The 17486-nt window shown below is 71.6% G+C and carries 18 protein-coding genes; 2 read left to right on the top strand and 16 right to left on the bottom strand.

The genetic code is table 11. The annotated features are described in order from the left end of the window. Positions 1-69: 69 nt before the first annotated feature. From M4960_RS18240 to M4960_RS18170, 15 genes are all read right to left on the bottom strand, one after another. The gene (locus M4960_RS18240) at positions 70-591 is read right to left on the bottom strand and encodes a hypothetical protein (RefSeq protein ID WP_123293894.1); all 522 of its coding nucleotides are present in this window, start codon (positions 589-591) and stop codon (positions 70-72) included. A gap of 132 nt (positions 592-723) precedes the next feature. Next, entirely contained in the window at positions 724-1359 is a 636-nt protein-coding gene (locus tag M4960_RS18235; RefSeq protein WP_248705017.1) for a hypothetical protein, read from the bottom strand. Between the two features lie 128 nt (positions 1360-1487). Continuing rightward, positions 1488-3008, bottom strand: coding sequence for a ribosome biogenesis GTPase Der (gene der, locus M4960_RS18230; protein WP_027464783.1), 1521 nt, complete (start codon positions 3006-3008; stop codon positions 1488-1490). A gap of 108 nt (positions 3009-3116) precedes the next feature. After that, entirely contained in the window at positions 3117-3782 is a 666-nt protein-coding gene (gene cmk, locus M4960_RS18225; RefSeq protein WP_123294175.1) for a (d)CMP kinase, read from the bottom strand. 230 nt (positions 3783-4012) lie between these two features. Continuing rightward, positions 4013-5125 carry a prephenate dehydrogenase gene (locus M4960_RS18220; protein WP_248705016.1) on the bottom strand — a complete coding sequence of 371 codons (1113 nt, stop codon included), beginning with the start codon at positions 5123-5125 and terminating at the stop codon, positions 4013-4015. 77 nt (positions 5126-5202) lie between these two features. Then, the gene (locus M4960_RS18215) at positions 5203-5994 is read right to left on the bottom strand and encodes a pseudouridine synthase (RefSeq protein ID WP_240347709.1); all 792 of its coding nucleotides are present in this window, start codon (positions 5992-5994) and stop codon (positions 5203-5205) included. 1186 nt (positions 5995-7180) lie between these two features. Next, positions 7181-7900: an SMC-Scp complex subunit ScpB gene (gene scpB, locus M4960_RS18210; RefSeq protein WP_248705015.1), complete on the bottom strand. Its 720-nt coding sequence runs from the start codon at positions 7898-7900 to the stop codon at positions 7181-7183. Continuing rightward, positions 7890-8693 (bottom strand): ScpA family protein, encoded by an 804-nt coding sequence (locus tag M4960_RS18205; RefSeq protein WP_248705014.1) that lies wholly within the window; start codon positions 8691-8693, stop codon positions 7890-7892. The genes scpB and M4960_RS18205 overlap by 11 nt, the downstream gene beginning before the upstream one ends. Further along, positions 8677-9552 (bottom strand): ParA family protein, encoded by an 876-nt coding sequence (locus M4960_RS18200; protein WP_111084609.1) that lies wholly within the window; start codon positions 9550-9552, stop codon positions 8677-8679. The genes M4960_RS18205 and M4960_RS18200 overlap by 17 nt, the downstream gene beginning before the upstream one ends. Positions 9553-9655: 103 nt before the next feature. After that, on the bottom strand, positions 9656-10483 hold the full coding sequence (locus tag M4960_RS18195; protein WP_111084608.1) for an SseB family protein: 828 nt from the start codon (positions 10481-10483) through the stop codon (positions 9656-9658). A 4-nt stretch (positions 10484-10487) separates the two neighbouring features. After that, positions 10488-11234 (bottom strand): bifunctional 1-(5-phosphoribosyl)-5-((5-phosphoribosylamino)methylideneamino)imidazole-4-carboxamide isomerase/phosphoribosylanthranilate isomerase PriA, encoded by a 747-nt coding sequence (priA, locus tag M4960_RS18190; protein WP_111084607.1) that lies wholly within the window; start codon positions 11232-11234, stop codon positions 10488-10490. A 111-nt stretch (positions 11235-11345) separates the two neighbouring features. Next, positions 11346-11975, bottom strand: a complete 630-nt coding sequence (gene hisH / locus M4960_RS18185) for an imidazole glycerol phosphate synthase subunit HisH (RefSeq protein WP_248705058.1) — start codon at positions 11973-11975, stop codon at positions 11346-11348. Between the two features lie 2 nt (positions 11976-11977). Continuing rightward, positions 11978-12580 (bottom strand): imidazoleglycerol-phosphate dehydratase HisB, encoded by a 603-nt coding sequence (gene hisB / locus M4960_RS18180; RefSeq protein WP_111084605.1) that lies wholly within the window; start codon positions 12578-12580, stop codon positions 11978-11980. Further along, a complete protein-coding gene (locus tag M4960_RS18175) occupies positions 12577-13683 on the bottom strand; it encodes a histidinol-phosphate transaminase (protein WP_248705013.1) in 1107 nt (368 codons plus the stop codon). The genes hisB and M4960_RS18175 overlap by 4 nt, the downstream gene beginning before the upstream one ends. A 75-nt stretch (positions 13684-13758) precedes the next feature. Further along, positions 13759-14136 (bottom strand): LysM peptidoglycan-binding domain-containing protein, encoded by a 378-nt coding sequence (locus M4960_RS18170; RefSeq protein ID WP_111084603.1) that lies wholly within the window; start codon positions 14134-14136, stop codon positions 13759-13761. 235 nt (positions 14137-14371) lie between these two features. Here M4960_RS18170 and lexA point away from each other — a divergent pair, with 235 nt between their 5' ends. Next, on the top strand, positions 14372-15016 hold the full coding sequence (lexA, locus tag M4960_RS18165; RefSeq protein WP_123293903.1) for a transcriptional repressor LexA: 645 nt from the start codon (positions 14372-14374) through the stop codon (positions 15014-15016). 164 nt (positions 15017-15180) lie between these two features. Here the strand turns inward: lexA and hflX are convergent, their stop codons facing one another. Further along, a complete protein-coding gene (gene hflX / locus M4960_RS18160) occupies positions 15181-16719 on the bottom strand; it encodes a GTPase HflX (RefSeq protein ID WP_111084601.1) in 1539 nt (512 codons plus the stop codon). A gap of 61 nt (positions 16720-16780) precedes the next feature. Between hflX and M4960_RS18155 the strand changes: the two genes are divergently transcribed. Continuing rightward, positions 16781-17392 carry a class I SAM-dependent methyltransferase gene (locus M4960_RS18155; protein ID WP_194648080.1) on the top strand — a complete coding sequence of 204 codons (612 nt, stop codon included), beginning with the start codon at positions 16781-16783 and terminating at the stop codon, positions 17390-17392. Positions 17393-17486: the final 94 nt, after the last annotated feature.

Raw genomic sequence — 17486 nt, 5'->3', positions numbered from 1 at the left:
ACGTCGTACGACATCGACAGCGTCGTTCGGCATCGGCATCGGCGGCCGGAGCGGAACGGCGGGCGGGCGCTAGCGGCGGGCGGGCTTGGGGAACGTGGCGCGCATGTGGTCGGTGGTGAGCACGTCGCCGATGCCGATCATGAGCAGCGAGAACACGATCTGCTCGATCACCATCCAGAACGGGTAAAGCCCGGGGATCGCCGCCACGATGAGCGTCACGATCGGGAAGATCCGGCTGAACAACCGCACCCGCTGGTACGCCCAGTAGTACCCGAGCTGTGCCCGCCACGCGAACACGTAGAGCGTCAGGGTGATGAGCAGCACGACCGTCGCCCGGAACCACACCGCCCACGGCACGGTCTCCCCCGCGCGCGTCAGCAGCACGGCCACGACGATGGCGGCGAGTCCGACGATCGTCTCCGCGACGAGCAGCCACCGGATCCACCGGAAGGAGCGCACGGTGTCGGGGTGCTCGAGCATGTCCTGGCGGATGACGTACCCGCCCTGGCGACCTCCGGCCAGCCGGTCGAGCCGCAGCCGGCACCACAGACGGTCGGCGAGGCCACCGAGTCCGTCGTTGCGCTGCGTCACCAGTACATCGTGCCGCATCGAGCGACCGCCGGCGTACCGCGCCGTCGCCGACCCCGACCCCGAACGACGTCCTCGAGGTCGCACGACGTCGACGATGTCGTTCCGAGTCGAAGCAGGGCTGCCCCAGCCGGCTCAGTCGCTCGGCACCAGCGCCGCGCCACCCAGCACGGTGCCGGTCGCCGCATCGAGCAGGACGAGGGAGCGGACCTCGTCGGGCAGGGTCCACGGGTCGCTCAGCACGACGGTCAGCCCCTGCTCGACGCCGGCGGCCTGGAAGACGTCGAAGGACTCCCCCGCCGGCGTCCACTCCGGGTCCTTGCCTCCGGTGACGGTCCCACCGGACAACACGACGTCGACGGGGCCGCTCGTGCCCGTCTTCAGGTGCGAGATGTCCACCGCGAGGGTGGCGTCACCCGTGTTCCCCGCGATGTGGACGTGTCCAGAGGCAGCGGCGCCGTCGATGCCGACGATGTCCCCGGAGACCGGCGGGACACGGCGCCACCACGGCTCGATCGGCGACGAATCGACGGGTTGCACGGCCGGGGACGCCTCGGGCAGGGGGACGCCGAGGCCGTTCGAGGGTCGCAGCCCCTCCGCGGGCGACTGCGCAGGCTCGGGCGCGGCACGGTCGGAGCGGGTGACGGTGTCGTCCTCGGGCGGTGCGTGCGAGACCGCCCAGAGTGACACCGAGCCGACGACGACCACGGCGACGAGGGCACCCACCAGGGCGAGCCGACGTCGATCCGTTCCCCACCGCCCGATGCGCACGCTCCCATGATGCCGCGCCGACGCTGCGGACGCGCTCCGGGCCTCCCGGCCGAACGCGCCGGACAGCGCGACGAACGCACAACGCGCCCCGTGCAGACGGGACGCGTTGTGTGTGACGGAGCTGCGACTCAGCGCTTCCGGCGCTCGCGCACGCGCATGTTGACGTTGATCGGGGTGCCGGAGAAGCCCCAGACCTCGCGGAGTCGACGGGTGATGAACCGTCGGTACTGCGGGTCGAGGAACGCCGACGTGAAGAGCACGAACGTCGGCGGCTGGCTCGACGCCTGGGTCCCGAACAGGATGCGGGGCTGCTTGCCGCCGCGCACGGGGTGGGGGTGCTCCTGGACGAGCTCCGCGATGAAGGCGTTGACCTTGCCGGTGGGGATGCGGGTGTCCCACGACTCGAGGGCGGTCTCGAGCGCCGGCACGAGCTTCTCGAGGTGGCGGCCGGTGCGGGCGGAGATGTTCACGCGCGGGGCCCAGGCGACGTGCGCCAGGTCCTGCTCGATCTCGCGCTCGAGGTAGCGGCGGCGTTCGTCGTCGAGCAGGTCCCACTTGTTGTAGGCCAGGACGAGCGCACGGCCCGACTCGAGCACCAGGTCGATGATGCGCAGGTCCTGCACGGAGACGGGCTCGGTGACGTCGAGGACGACGACGGCGACCTCGGCCTTCTCGAGCGCGGCGGTGGTGCGGAGCGAGGCGTAGAAGTCGGCGCCCTGCTGCATGTGGACGCGCTTCCGGATGCCGGCGGTGTCGACGAAGCGCCACACCTTGCCGCCGAGCTCGATCTGCTCGTCCACCGGGTCGCGGGTGGTGCCGGCGATGTCGTTCACGACGACGCGCTCTTCACCGGCGGCCTTGTTGAGCAGCGAGCTCTTGCCGACGTTCGGGCGGCCGAGGATCGCGACGCGGCGGGGGCCACCGACCTCCTGCTTGGCGACGGCCGAGGTGTCGGGCAGCGTCTTGATGATCAGGTCGAGCAGGTCCGCGACGCCACGGCCGTGCAGGGCCGACACGGGGTGCGGCTCGCCGAGCCCCAGGTTCCAGAGCTCGTAGGCGTCGAGTTCGCGGCGCTCGTCGTCGGCCTTGTTCGCGACGACGATGACGGGGCGGTCGGTGCCGCGGAGCATCTTGACGACGTGCTCGTCGGTGGCGGTGATCCCGACCGTGACGTCGACGACGAACAGCACGGCGTCGGCGAGGTCGATCGCGACCTCGGCCTGCGCGGCGACCGAGGCGTTGATGCCCTCGGCGCCGGGCTCCCAGCCGCCGGTGTCGACGAGCGTGAAGCGCTTGTCGTTCCAGTCGGCCTTGTAGCTGACGCGGTCACGCGTGACGCCGGGGACGTCCTGCACGACGGCCTCACGACGACCGAGGATGCGGTTGACGAGCGCGGACTTGCCGACGTTCGGGCGACCGACGATCGCGAGCACCGGGTAGGCGGGCAGGTAGTGGACGCCGTCCTCGCCGACCTGACCGGCCTCGAGCAGGGCGAGGTCTTCGTCCTCGAGGTCGTACTCCTCGAGTCCGGCGCGGAGCGCGGTCGCGCGCTGCTCGGCCTCGGCCTCGTCGAGTCCGGCGAGCCGCTCGCCGAGGGCGTCGTCGTACTGGGGGAAGTCGTCGTTGTCCGGGTTGTCCAACTGAGCCATGGTGGGTTCCTCGCGAGCGGCCGGAGCCGCGGTGTCGGTGGCCGTTCCCGGCCGGGCCGGAGATCCGGCCGTGGTGTGACCAGGCGGCCGAGGCCGTCCGGTCGTGCGTCAGTGCGTGGCCGCGCGGGCCAGGTCGACGACCGCCTGCACGGTCTGGTCGAAGTCGAGGTCGGTGGAGTCGAGCGTCGTGACGCCGTCTGCGGCGTTCATGAAGTCGACGACCTTCGCGTCCGCCGCGTCTCGACGAGCGAGTGCGGCGGAGGTCTCTGCGGCCGACTGGGTCGTGACCTCCGCCGAGCGCCGGGCCATTCTAACGGACTCGTCGGCCGTCAGCAGGATCCGGACCTCGGCGTCGGGTGCGACCACCGTGGTGATGTCCCGACCCTCGGTGATGATGCCCGGTGCGTCGGTCTTCCGCATGACGTTCCGGAACAGCTGCACGAGGCGGTGTCGGACGTCGGGGAGCTTCGCGATGTGGGCCACCGCGCCCGTCACGTCCGGGGTGCGGATCGCGTCGGTGACGTCGGTCTCCCCCACGCGCACGTAGTAGTCGTCGGGGTCGGTGCCGATGGCGTAGTCGAAGGTGTCCCAGCTCGCCAGGATCGCCGCCCCGTCGTCGAGGTCGACCCGCTGCTGCAGGGCGTGCCAGGCGAGGGCGCGGTAGGCGGCGCCGGTGTCCTGGTAGCCGTAGCCGAGGGCGCGGGCGGCCGCGCGGGAGACGCTCGACTTGCCGCTGCCTGCGGGACCGTCGACCGCGATGACGATCTTGGCCACGTAGGCGCCGTCGGTGAGACCGGCCGGTACCGGGGCGCTGGTCGAACCGGGCTCGCCGCCGGGCTCGCCGAGGCCGCCGGCCGGACCGCCGAGCGGGCCGCCGTCCGCGCCACCGCGGGCGCCGTCACCGGGGGTCGGGGTCGGCAGACCGGAGTCCGGACCGTCCGGCCCGCCGGTCACGCCGGAGTCGGCGGTCACACCGGAGTCGCTCGTCGCTGCGTTCGTGTCGTTCAGGCCCATGCTGCTGCGATCCTCCATCCGCGACCCTCGAGTTCCTCGACGAGTCGCTGTTCCTGCTCGGGCAGGACCGACACCTCGACGATGCCGATCTGCGCGCCCGGTGAGTGCTCGAGGCGCATGTCCTCGAGGTTGATGCCGATCTCCCCGATGAACGTCAGGAGCGCGGCGATCTGCCCGGGGATGTCGTCGACGAGGACGACCACCTGGGCGAAGCGCTTGGTGGTGCCGTGCTTGCCGGGCAGCCGTTCGACCCCACGATTGCCGGCGGCGATCGTCTCGGCCAGGGTCCGCGGAGCTCCGGCGGCGGCGGGGTCGTCGAGCGCCCCGATCACGTCGCTCAGCTCGTCGCGCAGGTCGGACAGCACCCGCCGCACGTTGGCCGCGTTCGCGCCGATGATCTGCACCCACAGGCCGGGGTCGCTCGCGGCGACACGGGTGACGTCGCGGACACCACCGCCCGCCAGACCGAGGGAGCCGTCCGGGGCGTCACGCAGCCGCGAGGCCATCAACGTCGACACGAGCTGCGGCACGTGCGAGACGTAGGCCACGGCCAGGTCGTGCGACGCCGGGTCCATCGGCACGACGGTCGCGCCGACGTCGAGCGCCAGGTCCTCGACCACGGCGGCGCGCTGGTAGCTGATCGCGTCGTGTCCGGCGATCACCCAGGGGCTGCCGACGAACAGGTCGGCGCGGGCGGCGCTCGGTCCGCTGCGTTCACGTCCGGCCATCGGGTGCGACCCGATGTAGCGGGTGACGTCGGCGCCGGCTGCCACGAGCTCGGCCAACGGTCCGGCCTTGACGCTCGCGACGTCGGTCACGATGGCGTCCGGGTACGCGGACAGTTCGCGGGCGACGACGGTCGCCACGACGTCCGGCGGGACCGCGACCACCACGAGTTCCGGCTGGTCACCGGGTTCGGGCCGCCGGCCGGCGCCGTAGTCGACGGCGAGCGCCAACGCGCCGGGTGAGACGTCGTCGAGGACGACGTCGACCCCCTTCTCGCGCAGCGCCAGACCGATCGAGGTGCCGAGGAGCCCGGTGCCGACGACCCGCACCGGGCCGCGCACGCGGCGGTCGATGTCGGGTGGGGTCAGGTCGGTCACCGGGCAAGCCTACCGACCGACACCCGGGCATCGGTCGACGCCCGGGTGCCGGTCACGGCCCGAGGGGCCGGTCGCGGTCAGTCCGCGGTCTCGTCGTCCCACTCGTCGTCGTCGCCCTGGTCGAGGGCGACGTCGCGGTCGTCACGAGCGGAGGGCTTCGCGTCGCGGACGGTGCCGAGCAGCTTGCCGACCTCGACCGTGCCGAGCTCCCGCATCTTGCCCGGCGGCAGGCTGCCGAGGTGCAGCGGTCCGAACGAGCGGCGGACGAGTTCGAGGACGGGGTGGTCGACGGCCTCGAGCATGCGACGGACGATCCGGTTGCGGCCGGAGTGCAGCGTGATCTCGACGAGCGACTCACCCCGCGAGGACTCGAGCAACCGCACCTTGTCGGCCTTGATCGGACCGTCCTCGAGCTCGACGCCCTCGGTCAGACGCTGCACCACGGCGGGGTTCACGTTGCCGTGCACCTTCGCGATGTAGGTCTTCTGCACGCCGAACGACGGGTGTGCCAGCACGTGTGCCAGGTCGCCGTCGTTCGTCAGGACGAGCAGCCCGGAGGTCTCGGTGTCCAGGCGGCCGACGTTGAACAGGCGCTCCTCGTAGCGGTCCACGAACTCGGTCAGGTCGCGGCGACCGCGCTCGTCCTGCAGGCTCGAGACGACACCGGTCGGCTTGTTCAGCACGATGTACCGCCGCGAGGAGTCGATCTGCACCGGCACCCCGTCGACCGAGATCGCGTCGGTCGCGGGGTCGACACGACGCCCGAGGGCGTCCACGACCTGCCCGTTGACCGTCACGCGGCCCTCGACGATCAGGTTCTCCGCGACGCGGCGAGATGCCACGCCCGCAGCGGCGATCACCTTCTGCAGGCGCTCCCCCTCTGCCTGGAGGCCCGGCTCGGCCCCGGCAGACGCCGTCCCGTCCGCCGCGTCCCAGTCTTCGATGATCGGGCGTTCGGGCGTGCCCTCCACCGGAGCACCGTGGCTGTCGCGCTCACCGCTCGGCTTCGGCGTGGTGCGGTTGCCGGCGCTGTTGCCGCCCTTGCCGGGGCGGTCGCTGTTGCGGACGCTCGTGGTGCCGCCGACGTACCGGCGGCCGTTGTGCCAGACGCGGCTCTGCTGGCCGTCGGGGCCGCGGCGGTCGTCGCGGCTGTCGCGGTTGTCGCGAGGTGCCGAGCTGCGGTCATCGCGGCCCCGGTACCCACCACGGTCGTCACGCGGCGCGGAGCTGCGGTCGTCGCGGCCGCGGTAGCCACCACGGTCGTCACGGTTCTCGCGGGGTGCCGAGCTGCGGTCATCGCGACCCCGGTACCCGCCACGGTCGTCACGGTTGTCGCGGGGAGCTGCGCTGCGGTCATCGCGGCCGCGGTACCCACCACGGTCGTCGCGGGGCGCCGAACTGCGGTCGTCGCGACCCCGGTAGCCACCACGGTCATCGCGCGGAGCCGAACTGCGGTCATCGCGACCCCGGTACCCACCGCGGTCGTCGCGCGGAGCCGAGTTGCCCCGGTAGCCACCACGATCGTCACGCGGAGCCGAGCTGCGGTCGTCGCGACCCCGGTAGCCACCGCGATCGTCACGCGGCGCGGAACTCCCGCGGTAGCCACCACGGTCATCGCGCGACGCGGAGTTCCCGCGGTAGCCGCCACGGTCGCCGCCGCCGGCACGGTCGTCACGGCCGCGGTACCCACCGCGGTCGTCACGCGGAGCCGAGTTGCCCCGGTACCCGCCACGGTCGTCACGCGGAGCCGAGCTGCGGTCGTCACGGCCGCGGTACCCACCACGGTCATCGCGCGGCGGGGAGCTGCGGTCGTCACGACCCCGGTACCCACCACGGTCGCCACCGCGGTCGTCACGCGACTGGTAGCCGCCACGACGGTCGTCGTCACGCGGCGGACGTGCGCCCCCGCGGTCGTCGCGACCGTACCCGCCGGAGCGGCCACCGGCACTGGAGCCGGCCCCGCCGCGGCCGGGAGCCGAACGCGCGGGGCGATCCGGGCCTCCTGAGCGTCCGTTGCGGTCGTCTCGGTCTCGGGGCGCGCCGCGCCCCCGGTCGTCAAACCCGGCCATCGGGGATCCCTTCGTTCTGCCCGAAGCCGTCCGCACCGTCGTCCAGGAGGGGCGAGATGAGCGGCAGCTCGTCGAGCGAGTTGATGCCGAGCTGCTGCAGGAGCAGATCGGACGTGACGTAGTTGATGGCGCCGGTCTCGGAGTCGGTGAACGACTCCTCGATGAGACCGCGCGCGACCAGCGTTCGGACGACGCCGTCGACGTTGACGGCGCGGATCGACGCGATCTGGGATCGCGTGATCGGTTGCTTGTAGGCGACGACCGCGAGTGTCTCGAGTGCGGCCTGCGACAGGCGCGAGGGACGCTCGGCCTCGACGAACTGCTCGACGACGGCGTCCAGGTCCTGTCGGACGTAGAAGCGCCAGCCGCCGCCGACCTCGCGGAGTTCGAACCCGCGGCGGGTGGTGCCGTCGACGCCGTCGAAGTCCGCGACGAGGCGTTCGACGGCCTGGCGGACGGCGGGGACGGGGGCGCTCACGGCGGCGCCGAGCGCGACGAGCGACTGGGGCTCGTCCGCGATCATCAGGATCGCCTCGAGCTGGCGGTCGATCGGGATCGCCGGGTGCGCCTGCGGGGGGCGGTCGCGCTCGTGCTCGTGGTCGTGCTCGGCGCGCGCGTGGATCTCGTGCTCGATCGCGCGGGCGTCGGCCATCTCGTCGGCGCCGCCGGGTTCGGCGCTGGACGTGTCGTGCACGTCATCCGTCATAGTCGGCTCCCAGGTTGGCGAGGCTCTCGTCGGACCAGTCCTCGGCGGTCCATCGGAGCGTGAGTTCCCCGAGCGGCTCGAGTTGTTCGAACGAGATCGATGCGTTCCGGTACAGCTCCAGGATCGCGAGGAAGCGAGCCACCACGATACCCGTCTGGTCGACGCCCGCGACCAGTTCGCGGAACGAGACGCCCTCGCCGTCGCGTGTCCGCAGGATCGAGACGACGATCGCGGCCTGTTCGCGGATGCTGATGAGCGGCGCGTGCAGGTGGTCGAGTCCGACCGTCGGGATCTCCCGCGGGGCGAACGCCAGCGCTGCCAGTGCGGCGAAGTCCTGTACCGAGAGCGTCCACACGAGCTCGGGCGTGCGGGCGCGGAACCGCTCCTCGAGCCGGACGCTCCGGACGTGCCGACGCGACTCCACACCCCAGCGTTCGCCGAACCAGTCGGCGGCCTGCTTGAACGCCCGGTACTGCAGCAGCCGCGCGAACAGCAGGTCGCGGGCTTCGAGCAGGGCGACGTCCTCGGCGTCGACGAGCTCACCCTGCGGCAGCAGCCCGACGATCTTCAGGTCGAGCAGGGTGGCGGCGACGACGAGGAACTCGCTCGCCTCGTCGAGTTCGTCCGCCGACTCGGCCTGACGCACGTACTGGATGAACTCCCCCGTGACCGCGCCGAGCGAGACCTCGGTGATGTCGAGCTCGTGCTTCGTGATGAGCGACAGCAGGAGGTCGAACGGGCCGTCGAAGTTGGCGAGTCGGACCCGGAACCCCGACTCAGGCGACGGCGCCACGCTGGACGAGCTCTCGTGCGAGCTGCCGGTAGGCGTGGGCGGCGGCGTGGTCCGGCGCCGTCTGGGTGATCGGCCGCGCGGAGACCGTGGCGTCCGGGAACTTCACGGTGCGCCCGATGACGGTGTCGAGGACCCGGTCGTCGAACGTGTCGACGACGCGCTCCATGACCTCGCGCGAGTGCAGGGTGCGGGAGTCGTACATCGTCGGCAGGATGCCGTCGAGCGTCAGCGCCGGGTTGAGGCGGTCGCGCACCTTGTCGATCGTCTCGATGAGCAGGGCGACACCGCGCAGGGCGAAGAACTCGCACTCGAGCGGGATGAGCACGCCGTGCGCCGCGGTCAGGGCGTTGACGGTGAGCAGGCCGAGCGACGGCTGGCAGTCGACCAGGATCACGTCGTAGTCGTTCGCGACCTTGCGCAGCACGCTCGCCAGGATCTGCTCGCGGGCGACCTCGTTGACCAGGTGCACCTCGGCCGCGGACAGGTCGATGTTCGCGGGGATCACGTCGAGCCCCGGGGTGTTCGTCGGCTGGATGACCTGGATCGGGTCCTTCACGGCACCCATGAGCAGGTCGTAGACGGTGTGGATGTCGTGGGTGCGGACACCGAGGCCCGCGGAGAGCGCCCCCTGCGGGTCGAAGTCGACGGCCAGCACCTTGCGGCCGTACTCCGCCAGCGCCGCACCGAGGTTGATCGCCGTGGTGGTCTTGCCGACGCCGCCCTTCTGGTTGCAGAGGGCGATGATGCGCGCGGGGCCGGTGCTGTCGAGTTCCTCGGGCACGGGGAACTCCCGGACAGGACGACCCGTCGGACCGATGGAGGTCGCGCCGGTGGGGTTGGTCGTCGGGTTCGTGCTCACCCGGCCATCGTACCGGCGACGTCGGCCGGCCCGGGGCCGCACCGCCGCGCGCGGCCGGGTCTGCGTTGCTCGTGGCCGGGTGCGTGGCCGACGCGGTCGCCGCTCAGGCTGCTCGCAGGGCCACGCGCATGCTGTCGACGCGCTCGGCGATGACGGCGTCCGTCGACCACCGCTGCTGCAGGCGTCCGACGAGCTCGCCGACCTGCTCGCGGTCGAGCCCGGGGTGCAACGCCAGTCCGACGGTCAGCTCCGGGCCGGCGAAGCGTCCGACCGGGTCACCGGGGGTCAGTTCGACACGGGCGACGCTGCGCTCCCCCACGACCGAGTCGGCGAACGCCTGGGCGACCTCGGGGTCCTCGAAGCACGGGGTCCACGGCAGGTCCTGGCCGAGCGCCCACACCGCGGGACGGCGCAGCACGAACTCGGTCGCCGACTTCGGGTCGAGCACGACGAGCTGCGTCTCCTCGCTCGCCGCGGCCATCGCCACCCGGCGTGACTCCACGGGCACGGGCCGGGCAGCGGCGTCCCAGGCGTGCATCGCGTCGACCGAGGTGAACGCGGGCATCACGCTCCGCCCGTCGGGCCCGGCGACCGTCACGATCGAGAGCTCCTGGGTCTTGTCCACGAGCTTGCCGGCGTCGGTCTCACCGAGGTCGCCGGCCTCGGCGATGAGCGGGATGAGCAGGCGGGCGGTGCGCAGTGCCGCGACGACCGCCGCCTGCGATGCACCGGCGGCCACGCCCGCGATCGCCGCGGTCAGCGCCGGGTCGGCCAGCCCGTCGTCCTCGGCGAAGGCGGTGTCGTGGTGGTCGAACGTGCGGCCTTCCCACGCGAAGCCGGCCGAGTCCGCCGCGCCACCCGGGGTGTGCGCGTCGTCGGGACCGGTTGCCGCGTCCGGACCGGTTCCGCGCCCGTTCGAGATCCCCGCCACGCCGCTACTCCGAGGCGATGTCGAGTGCGGCCGGCAGCGTGAACGCCCCGGAGTACAGCGCCTTGCCGATGATCGCGCCCTCGAGCCCGAACGGCACGAGCTCGCGCAGCGCCCGCAGGTCGTCGAGCGTCGAGATCCCACCAGAAGCCACGACGGGCTGGTCGGTCCGGTCGCACACCTGGCGCAGCAGCTCGACGTTCGGGCCCTGCAGCGTGCCGTCCTTCGTGACGTCAGTGACGACGTACCGGGCGCAGCCCGCGGCCTCGAGCCGGTCGAGGACCTCCCACAGGTCGCCGGCGTCCTCGGTCCAACCGCGGCTGGCGAGGGTCGTGCCACGCACGTCGAGCCCGACGGCGATCTGCTCGCCGTACTCGCCGATCACCCGAGCGGCCCAGTCCGGGTTCTCGAGCGCCGCCGTGCCGAGGTTGACCCGGGCAGCGCCGGTGGCCAGCGCGGCCTCGAGCGAGGCGTCGTCGCGGATGCCGCCCGACAGCTCGACCGAGACGCCGTCGACCTCGCGGATCGCGTGCGCGATCACCTTGCGGTTGTCGCCCCGGCCGAAGGCCGCGTCGAGGTCCACCAGGTGGATCCACTCCGCGCCCTGGTCACGCCAGGTGCGCGCGGCGGCGACGGGGTCGCCGTAGCCGGTCTCGCTCCCCGCCTCGCCCTGGGTCAACCGGACGGCCTGGCCGTCGACGACGTCGACGGCAGGCAGCAGGACGAGGGGCGAGGTGTCGGTGAGGTCGGTCATGGTCCTGTCGATTTCGTCACGGTGGAGAAGGTGCGGTGGTGAAGGTGCGGGGTTCGGCCTGGAGGCCCGTGGCGCGTCCGGCGGCGCCGTCGCGCCCGTCGCGGGCCGGGTTCAGAGCGAGCGCACCCAGTTGGTCAGCAGGCGGATGCCCGGCTCGCCGGACTTCTCGGGGTGGAACTGGGTCGCGGTGAGCGGCCCGTTCTCGACCGCGGCGATGAACCGCTGCCCGTGTTCGGCCCACGTCAGGCCGGGAGCACGGAACGGCCCGTAGGCGTCGAGCGGGAAGTCTGTCACGCCGTACGAGTGCACGAAGTAGAACCGCTCGTCGTGCAGCCCGTCGAACAGCACGGAGTTCTCCGGTGCCTGGACGGTGTTCCAGCCCATGTGCGGCAGGACCTCGGACTGGAGCTGCTCGACGGTGCCGGGCCACTGCCCGAGCCCCTCGACGTCGGCTCCGCGTTCGATGCCGCGGGAGAACAGCACCTGCATGCCGACGCAGATGCCGAGCACCGGACGACCGCCGGCCAGACGGTGGTCCACGATCTCGCCGCCCTGGACGCCCTCGAGCTGGTCGATGACCGCGGCGAACGCCCCGACCCCGGGTACGAGCAGGCCGTCGGCACGGAGCGCCGCCTGCTTGTCGGAGGTCAGCGTGACCTCGGCTCCGGCCCGCTCGAGTGCCTTGGCGGCGGAGTGGACGTTGCCCGACCCGTAGTCGAGGACGACGACGTTCGGCTTCACGGTCACAGTGCGCCCTTGGTGGAGGGGATGCCGTCGACGCGCGGGTCGAGTTCGACTGCCTTGCGCATCGCACGCGCGAACGCCTTGAACTCGGCTTCCGCGATGTGGTGCGGGTCGCGGCCACCGAGCACACGGACGTGCACGGTGATGCCCGCGTTGAACGTGATCGCCTCGAACACGTGGCGGATCATCGACCCGGTGAAGTGACCGCCGATGCGGTGGAACTCGAACCCCTCGGGCTCACCCGAGTGCACGAGGAACGGACGCCCGGAGACGTCGACGACCGCCTGGGCCAGCGCTTCGTCGAGGGGCACGAGGGCGTCGCCGTAGCGGCCGATGCCGGACCGGTCGCCGAGGGCCTGCTTGAGCGCCTGCCCGAGCACGATGCCGGTGTCCTCGACCGTGTGGTGCACGTCGATGTCGGTGTCACCGGTCGAGCGCACGCGCAGGTCGATGAGCGAGTGCTTGCTGAACGCGGTGAGCATGTGGTCGAAGAACGGCACGCTCGTCGAGATGTCGGACGAGCCGGTGCCGTCGAGGTCGAGCTCGAGTTCGACGCTCGACTCGCTCGTGCTGCGGCTGATCGAGGCGGTACGGGCGGTCATGCTCCAACCCTAACCGGCGGCTGCTCGGCGGCGACCTGCCGCATGGCGTCGAGGAACGCGGTGGTCTCCTCTTCGGTGCCGGCACTCACCCGCAGGTGGTTCGGGATCCCGAGGTCACGCACGATGACGTCCCGCTCGAGCAGCGACTCGAACGCGGCGTGCGGGTCGGCGACCCCACCGAACAGGACGAAGTTCGACCAGGTCTCGTACGTCCGGTAGCCCATCTCCTGCAGCTCGGTCACCATCCGGTCGCGCTGCTGCTTGATGTCGTCGACCATCGCGAGCATCTCGGGGGCGTGGCGCAGTGCGGCGACGGCGGCTGCCTGCGTCAGGACGGACAGGTGGTAGGGCAGCCGGACGAGGCGGACGGCGTCGATCACGGCGGGGTGTGCCGCCATGTAGCCGACTCGTGCGCCCGCGAAGGCGAAGGCCTTGCTCATGGTCCGGGAGACCACGAGTCGCTCGCGCCCGGGCAGCAGCGTGAGGGCGCTCGGCACGTCGGCCGGCATGAACTCGGCGTAGGCCTCGTCCACCATCACGATGCCGTCGGTCGCGGCGTACGCGGCCTCGATCGTCTCGATCGGCAGCGGTGTGCCGGTGGGGTTGTTCGGCCCGCACAGGAACACGATGTCCGGTCGGTGCTGCTCGATCGCCGCCACGACGGTCTCGGGTGCGATGCGGAACTCGTCGTCGCGCTCCGCCGGGATCCAGGTCGTGCCGGTGCCGGAGGCCAGTATCGAGTGCATCGAGTAGGTGGGCGGGAACCCGAGGACGGAACGCCCCGGGCCACCGAAGGCCTGCAACAGCTGCTGGAGGACCTCGTTCGAGCCGTTCGCCGCCCACAGCTGTTCTGCAGTGAGGCCGTGGCCGAGGTACCCGGCCAGCGACTCGCGGAGCTCCGTGAACTCGCGGTCCGGGTAGCGGTTCACCGTCGCGAGCGCCTGTCGGATCGAGGCGACGATGTCGTCAGCCACGTCGTCGGGTACGGGATGCGTGTTCTCGTTGACGTTCAGCTGGACGCGGACGTGCTTCTGCGGAGCGCCGTAGGGGCTCTGACCGCGGAGGTCGTCTCGGATCGGGAGGTCTTCCAGCGTGAATGCCACCGATCCATCGTAGGCCGCTGTGGCCACCGGACGACCAGCCGTCCGGACGGGACTGCCCTCGACCACTCGCAGCGGCTACTGGCCGGAGGTGTACTTCGTCGGGATGGCGATCTGCTCGCCGGCCTGCAGCCCGGAGCCGTCGAGGGCGTTGAGGCTGATGACGTCCTGCACGAAGTCGCGCGGGTCGGCGTTCGGCGCGGTGTCCTCCGCCAGCTGCCAGAGCGTCTCGCCCGGCTGGATCGTGACCGTGTCGAACTGCGTCCGGGCGCCACCAGCGGCGGCGTCACCGGCGGACGCCTGACCGCCGTTGAGGACGAAGAAGGCGACGACGATGAGGAGGGGGAGCGCGGCGAGCGTCGTGAAGACGATGCGGCCGCGGCGCGTCAGGCGCAGGCGGACGCGCACGGCGGGGGCCGCGGTGCGCTGGATGTCAGCGATGGCGATGGTGCTCATGTCGTTCTTGCCTTCCCGTTCGGGTGAACCGAAGTCGTGTACCGAACATAGTTTCGAATCAGACGACGCACAAGTCCTGGGAGAGGATTTCTGCGGGGTTTTCTTGCGACACGCTCGAACAGGTGTTTGTCCGGGGTTGACCGGTCGGATACTGTTTCGATCGACTGGGACAAGTCAAACGGGGACCACCGACATTCCCGCCACGGCCGCTCAGCACCGACGAAAGCGAGACGACGTGGTGGACGAACTGCGGGGCCAGAAGCCGCTGACCGCGAAGCAGCAGACGATCCTCGACGCCATCCGTGCGTCCATCGCTTCGCGGGGCTACCCGCCGAGCATGCGCGAGATCGGCGACGCAGCCGGGCTCTCCTCGCTGTCGAGCGTGTCCCACCAGCTCGGCCAGCTCGAGCTCGGTGGCTGGATCCGCCGCGACCCGAACCGTCCCCGTGCCCTCGAGGTCCTGGTCGACGAGCCCACGCCGGACGTCACCGGACCCGATGTCGACGCCACCACGCTCGTGCCGCTGGTCGGCCGGATCGCCGCCGGTGTCCCGATCACGGCGGAGCAGCACGTCGACGAGATCGTCCCGCTCCCCCGGCAGCTCGTCGGCTCGGGCGACCTCTTCATGCTCAAGGTCGTCGGCGAGTCGATGATCGACGCCGCGATCTGCGACGGCGACTGGGTGGTCGTCCGTGCGCAGCAGACCGCCGAGAACGGTGACATCGTCGCCGCGATGCTCGACGAAGAAGCCACCGTCAAGGTCTTCCGCCAGCGCGACGGCCACACGTGGCTGCTCCCCCGCAACACCGCGTTCGAGCCGATCCTCGGCGACGCGGCCTCGGTGCTCGGCAAGGTCGTCGCAGTCCTCCGCTCCCTCTGAAGCACGCCGGGCACTGACCGGAGCACAACCGAAATCGGCTCGAACCACGAGATCTCGTGGTTCGAGCCGATTTGGGTTGTGCGGCGCTGAACGGAACCGCGGCCGGAGCGCACCCGCACGACGGACGTGGGGCGGGCCTCCCGGCCGTCAGCCGGTACCGGGTGTCAGGACGTGACGGGGGCGACCACGTACGGATCGAGCTCCGCGACCTGGCGCTGGAAGACGCGCACGCGCAGGCGGGTGCCGTCCTCGACGTAGTCGACGGAGTCGACCGCGCCGGCGTCGTGCAGCGTGGAGACGAGGTCACCGCGGTCGTAGGGCACGACCACCGTGAGCTCGACGTCGGGCTCCGGCAGGCGCTCCTCGATGGTGCGGAGGAGCTCCGGGATGCCCTCGCCGGTCCGGGCCGACACGAAGACGGCGTCCGACGCGAGCCCGATCAGGACGAGGCGCTGTGCGTCGTCGATCAGGTCGGCCTTGTTGAACACGACGATCTCGGGGATGTCGTGCGCGCCGACGTCGCCGATGACCTCGCGCACCGTCGCGAGCTGGGCCCCGGGGTCGGGGTGCGAGCCGTCGACCACGTGCACGATGACGTCGGCCTCGCCGACCTCCTCGAGGGTGGAGCGGAACGCCTCGACCAGCTGGTGCGGCAGGTTCCGGACGAAGCCGACCGTGTCCACGAAGGTGAACTCGCGGCCCTTGGTGCTCTCGGTCCGGCGGACCGTGGCGTCCAGCGTCGCGAACAGCTGGTTCTGCACCAGCACGCCGGCGCTCGTCAGACGGTTCAGGAGCGAGGACTTGCCCGCGTTCGTGTAACCGGCGATCGCGACGCTCGGCACCTCGTTGCGGTGACGGTCGGCACGCTTCGCCTCGCGCGCAGGACGGAACCCGGCGATCTGGCGGCGGAGCTTCGACATGCGGGTGTGGATGCGACGTCGGTCGAGCTCGATCTTCGTCTCACCGGGACCACGCGAACCCATGCCCGCACCGCCGGAGACCTGACCACCGGCCTGCCGGGACATCGAGTCACCCCAGCCGCGCAGTCGGGGCAGCAGGTACTGGAGCTGCGCGAGCTCGACCTGGGCCTTGCCCTCTCGGGTCTTCGCGTGCTGGCTGAAGATGTCGAGGATCACGGCCGTGCGGTCGATGACCTTCACCTTCACCACGTCCTCGAGCGCGCGGCGCTGCGACGGGGCGAGCTCGGTGTCCGCGATCACCGTGTCGGCGCCGGTGGCCTTGACGACCATCGCGAGCTCTTCTGCCTTGCCCTTGCCGAGGTAGGTCGCCGGGTCGGGGTTCGGTCGACGCTGGAGGAGCCCGTCGAGGACCACCGCGCCGGCCGTCTCGGCCAGGGCGGACAGTTCCCGCAGGGAGTTCTCGGCGTCCTGCGCGTCACCGTGCGGGTACACGCCGATCAGGACGACCTGCTCGAGCCGCAGCTGGCGGTACTCGACCTCGGTGACGTCCTCGAGCTCGGTGGAGAGGCCGGCGACGCGGCGCAGGGCCGCCCGGTCCTCACGGTCGTACTGGTCGCCGTCGCCGTCCCACCCGTGCTCGTCGACCGAGCGGGTCTGGATCGCCTGGGCGGGGGCGAAGATGGACGATGCTGCGCGGCGGTCGGCGTTGCGCAACACCCGTTCGACGACACCGTCTGCGCTGTCGTCGTTGGTCTGGTCGTTCTGCTGATGGGTATCCGTCATCCTGTCCACAGGGTACCTCCGGCGGGCCTCGGACACACCGGGTTCCCGCTACGGTTCATCCATGGCGAACGACCACTACTTCTCCGCGAACCCGTCATCGGACACCCGCGAACGCCAGATCGACGTCACCCTCGCCGGCCGGTCGCTCACGCTGACCACGGCAGCAGGGGTCTTCAGCCCGGACGGCCTCGATCGCGGCACCCGCGTGCTGCTCGGTTCCGTCCCGCCGCCCGCGCACGACGGCGCGCTGCTCGACGTCGGCTGCGGCTGGGGCCCGATCGCGATCACGATGGCCCTGCACTCCCCCGACGCGTCGGTGTGGGGCGTCGACGTCAACGAACGGGTGCTCGGTCTGGCGCGGGCCAACGCCGAGGCCGCCGGTGCGTCGAACGTCACCATCGCCCTGCCCGACGACGTCCCGGACGACCTGCGGTTCCGGACGATCTGGTCGAACCCGCCGATCCGCGTCGGCAAGGACGAACTCCACGAGATCCTGCTGACGTGGCTGCCCCGGCTCGAGGTCGAGGGAGACGCCTGGCTCGTGGTGTCGAAGGACCTCGGGGGCGACTCGTTGCAGAAGTGGCTCGTCGGTGCGCTCGGGGCCGGGTTCCACGTCGCGCGGGCGTCCACCGACAAGGGGTTCCGCGTCATCCGCGTGCGCCGGACGGCGTAGGCGGGCGCGCGGCGCCCGGCGCCCCGCGCGCCCCCCCGCCCGGCCCCCCCCGGCGCCCCCCGCGCCCCCCCGCCCCCTCCCGGGCACAAATGGG

Origin of the sequence: Curtobacterium sp. MWU13-2055 (assembly GCF_023242305.1) — a bacterium.
Taxonomy (GTDB): Bacteria; Actinomycetota; Actinomycetes; order Actinomycetales; family Microbacteriaceae; genus Curtobacterium.
Note: the sequence above shows the minus strand (reverse complement) of the source record. Positions and strands in the feature narration are given on the sequence as shown.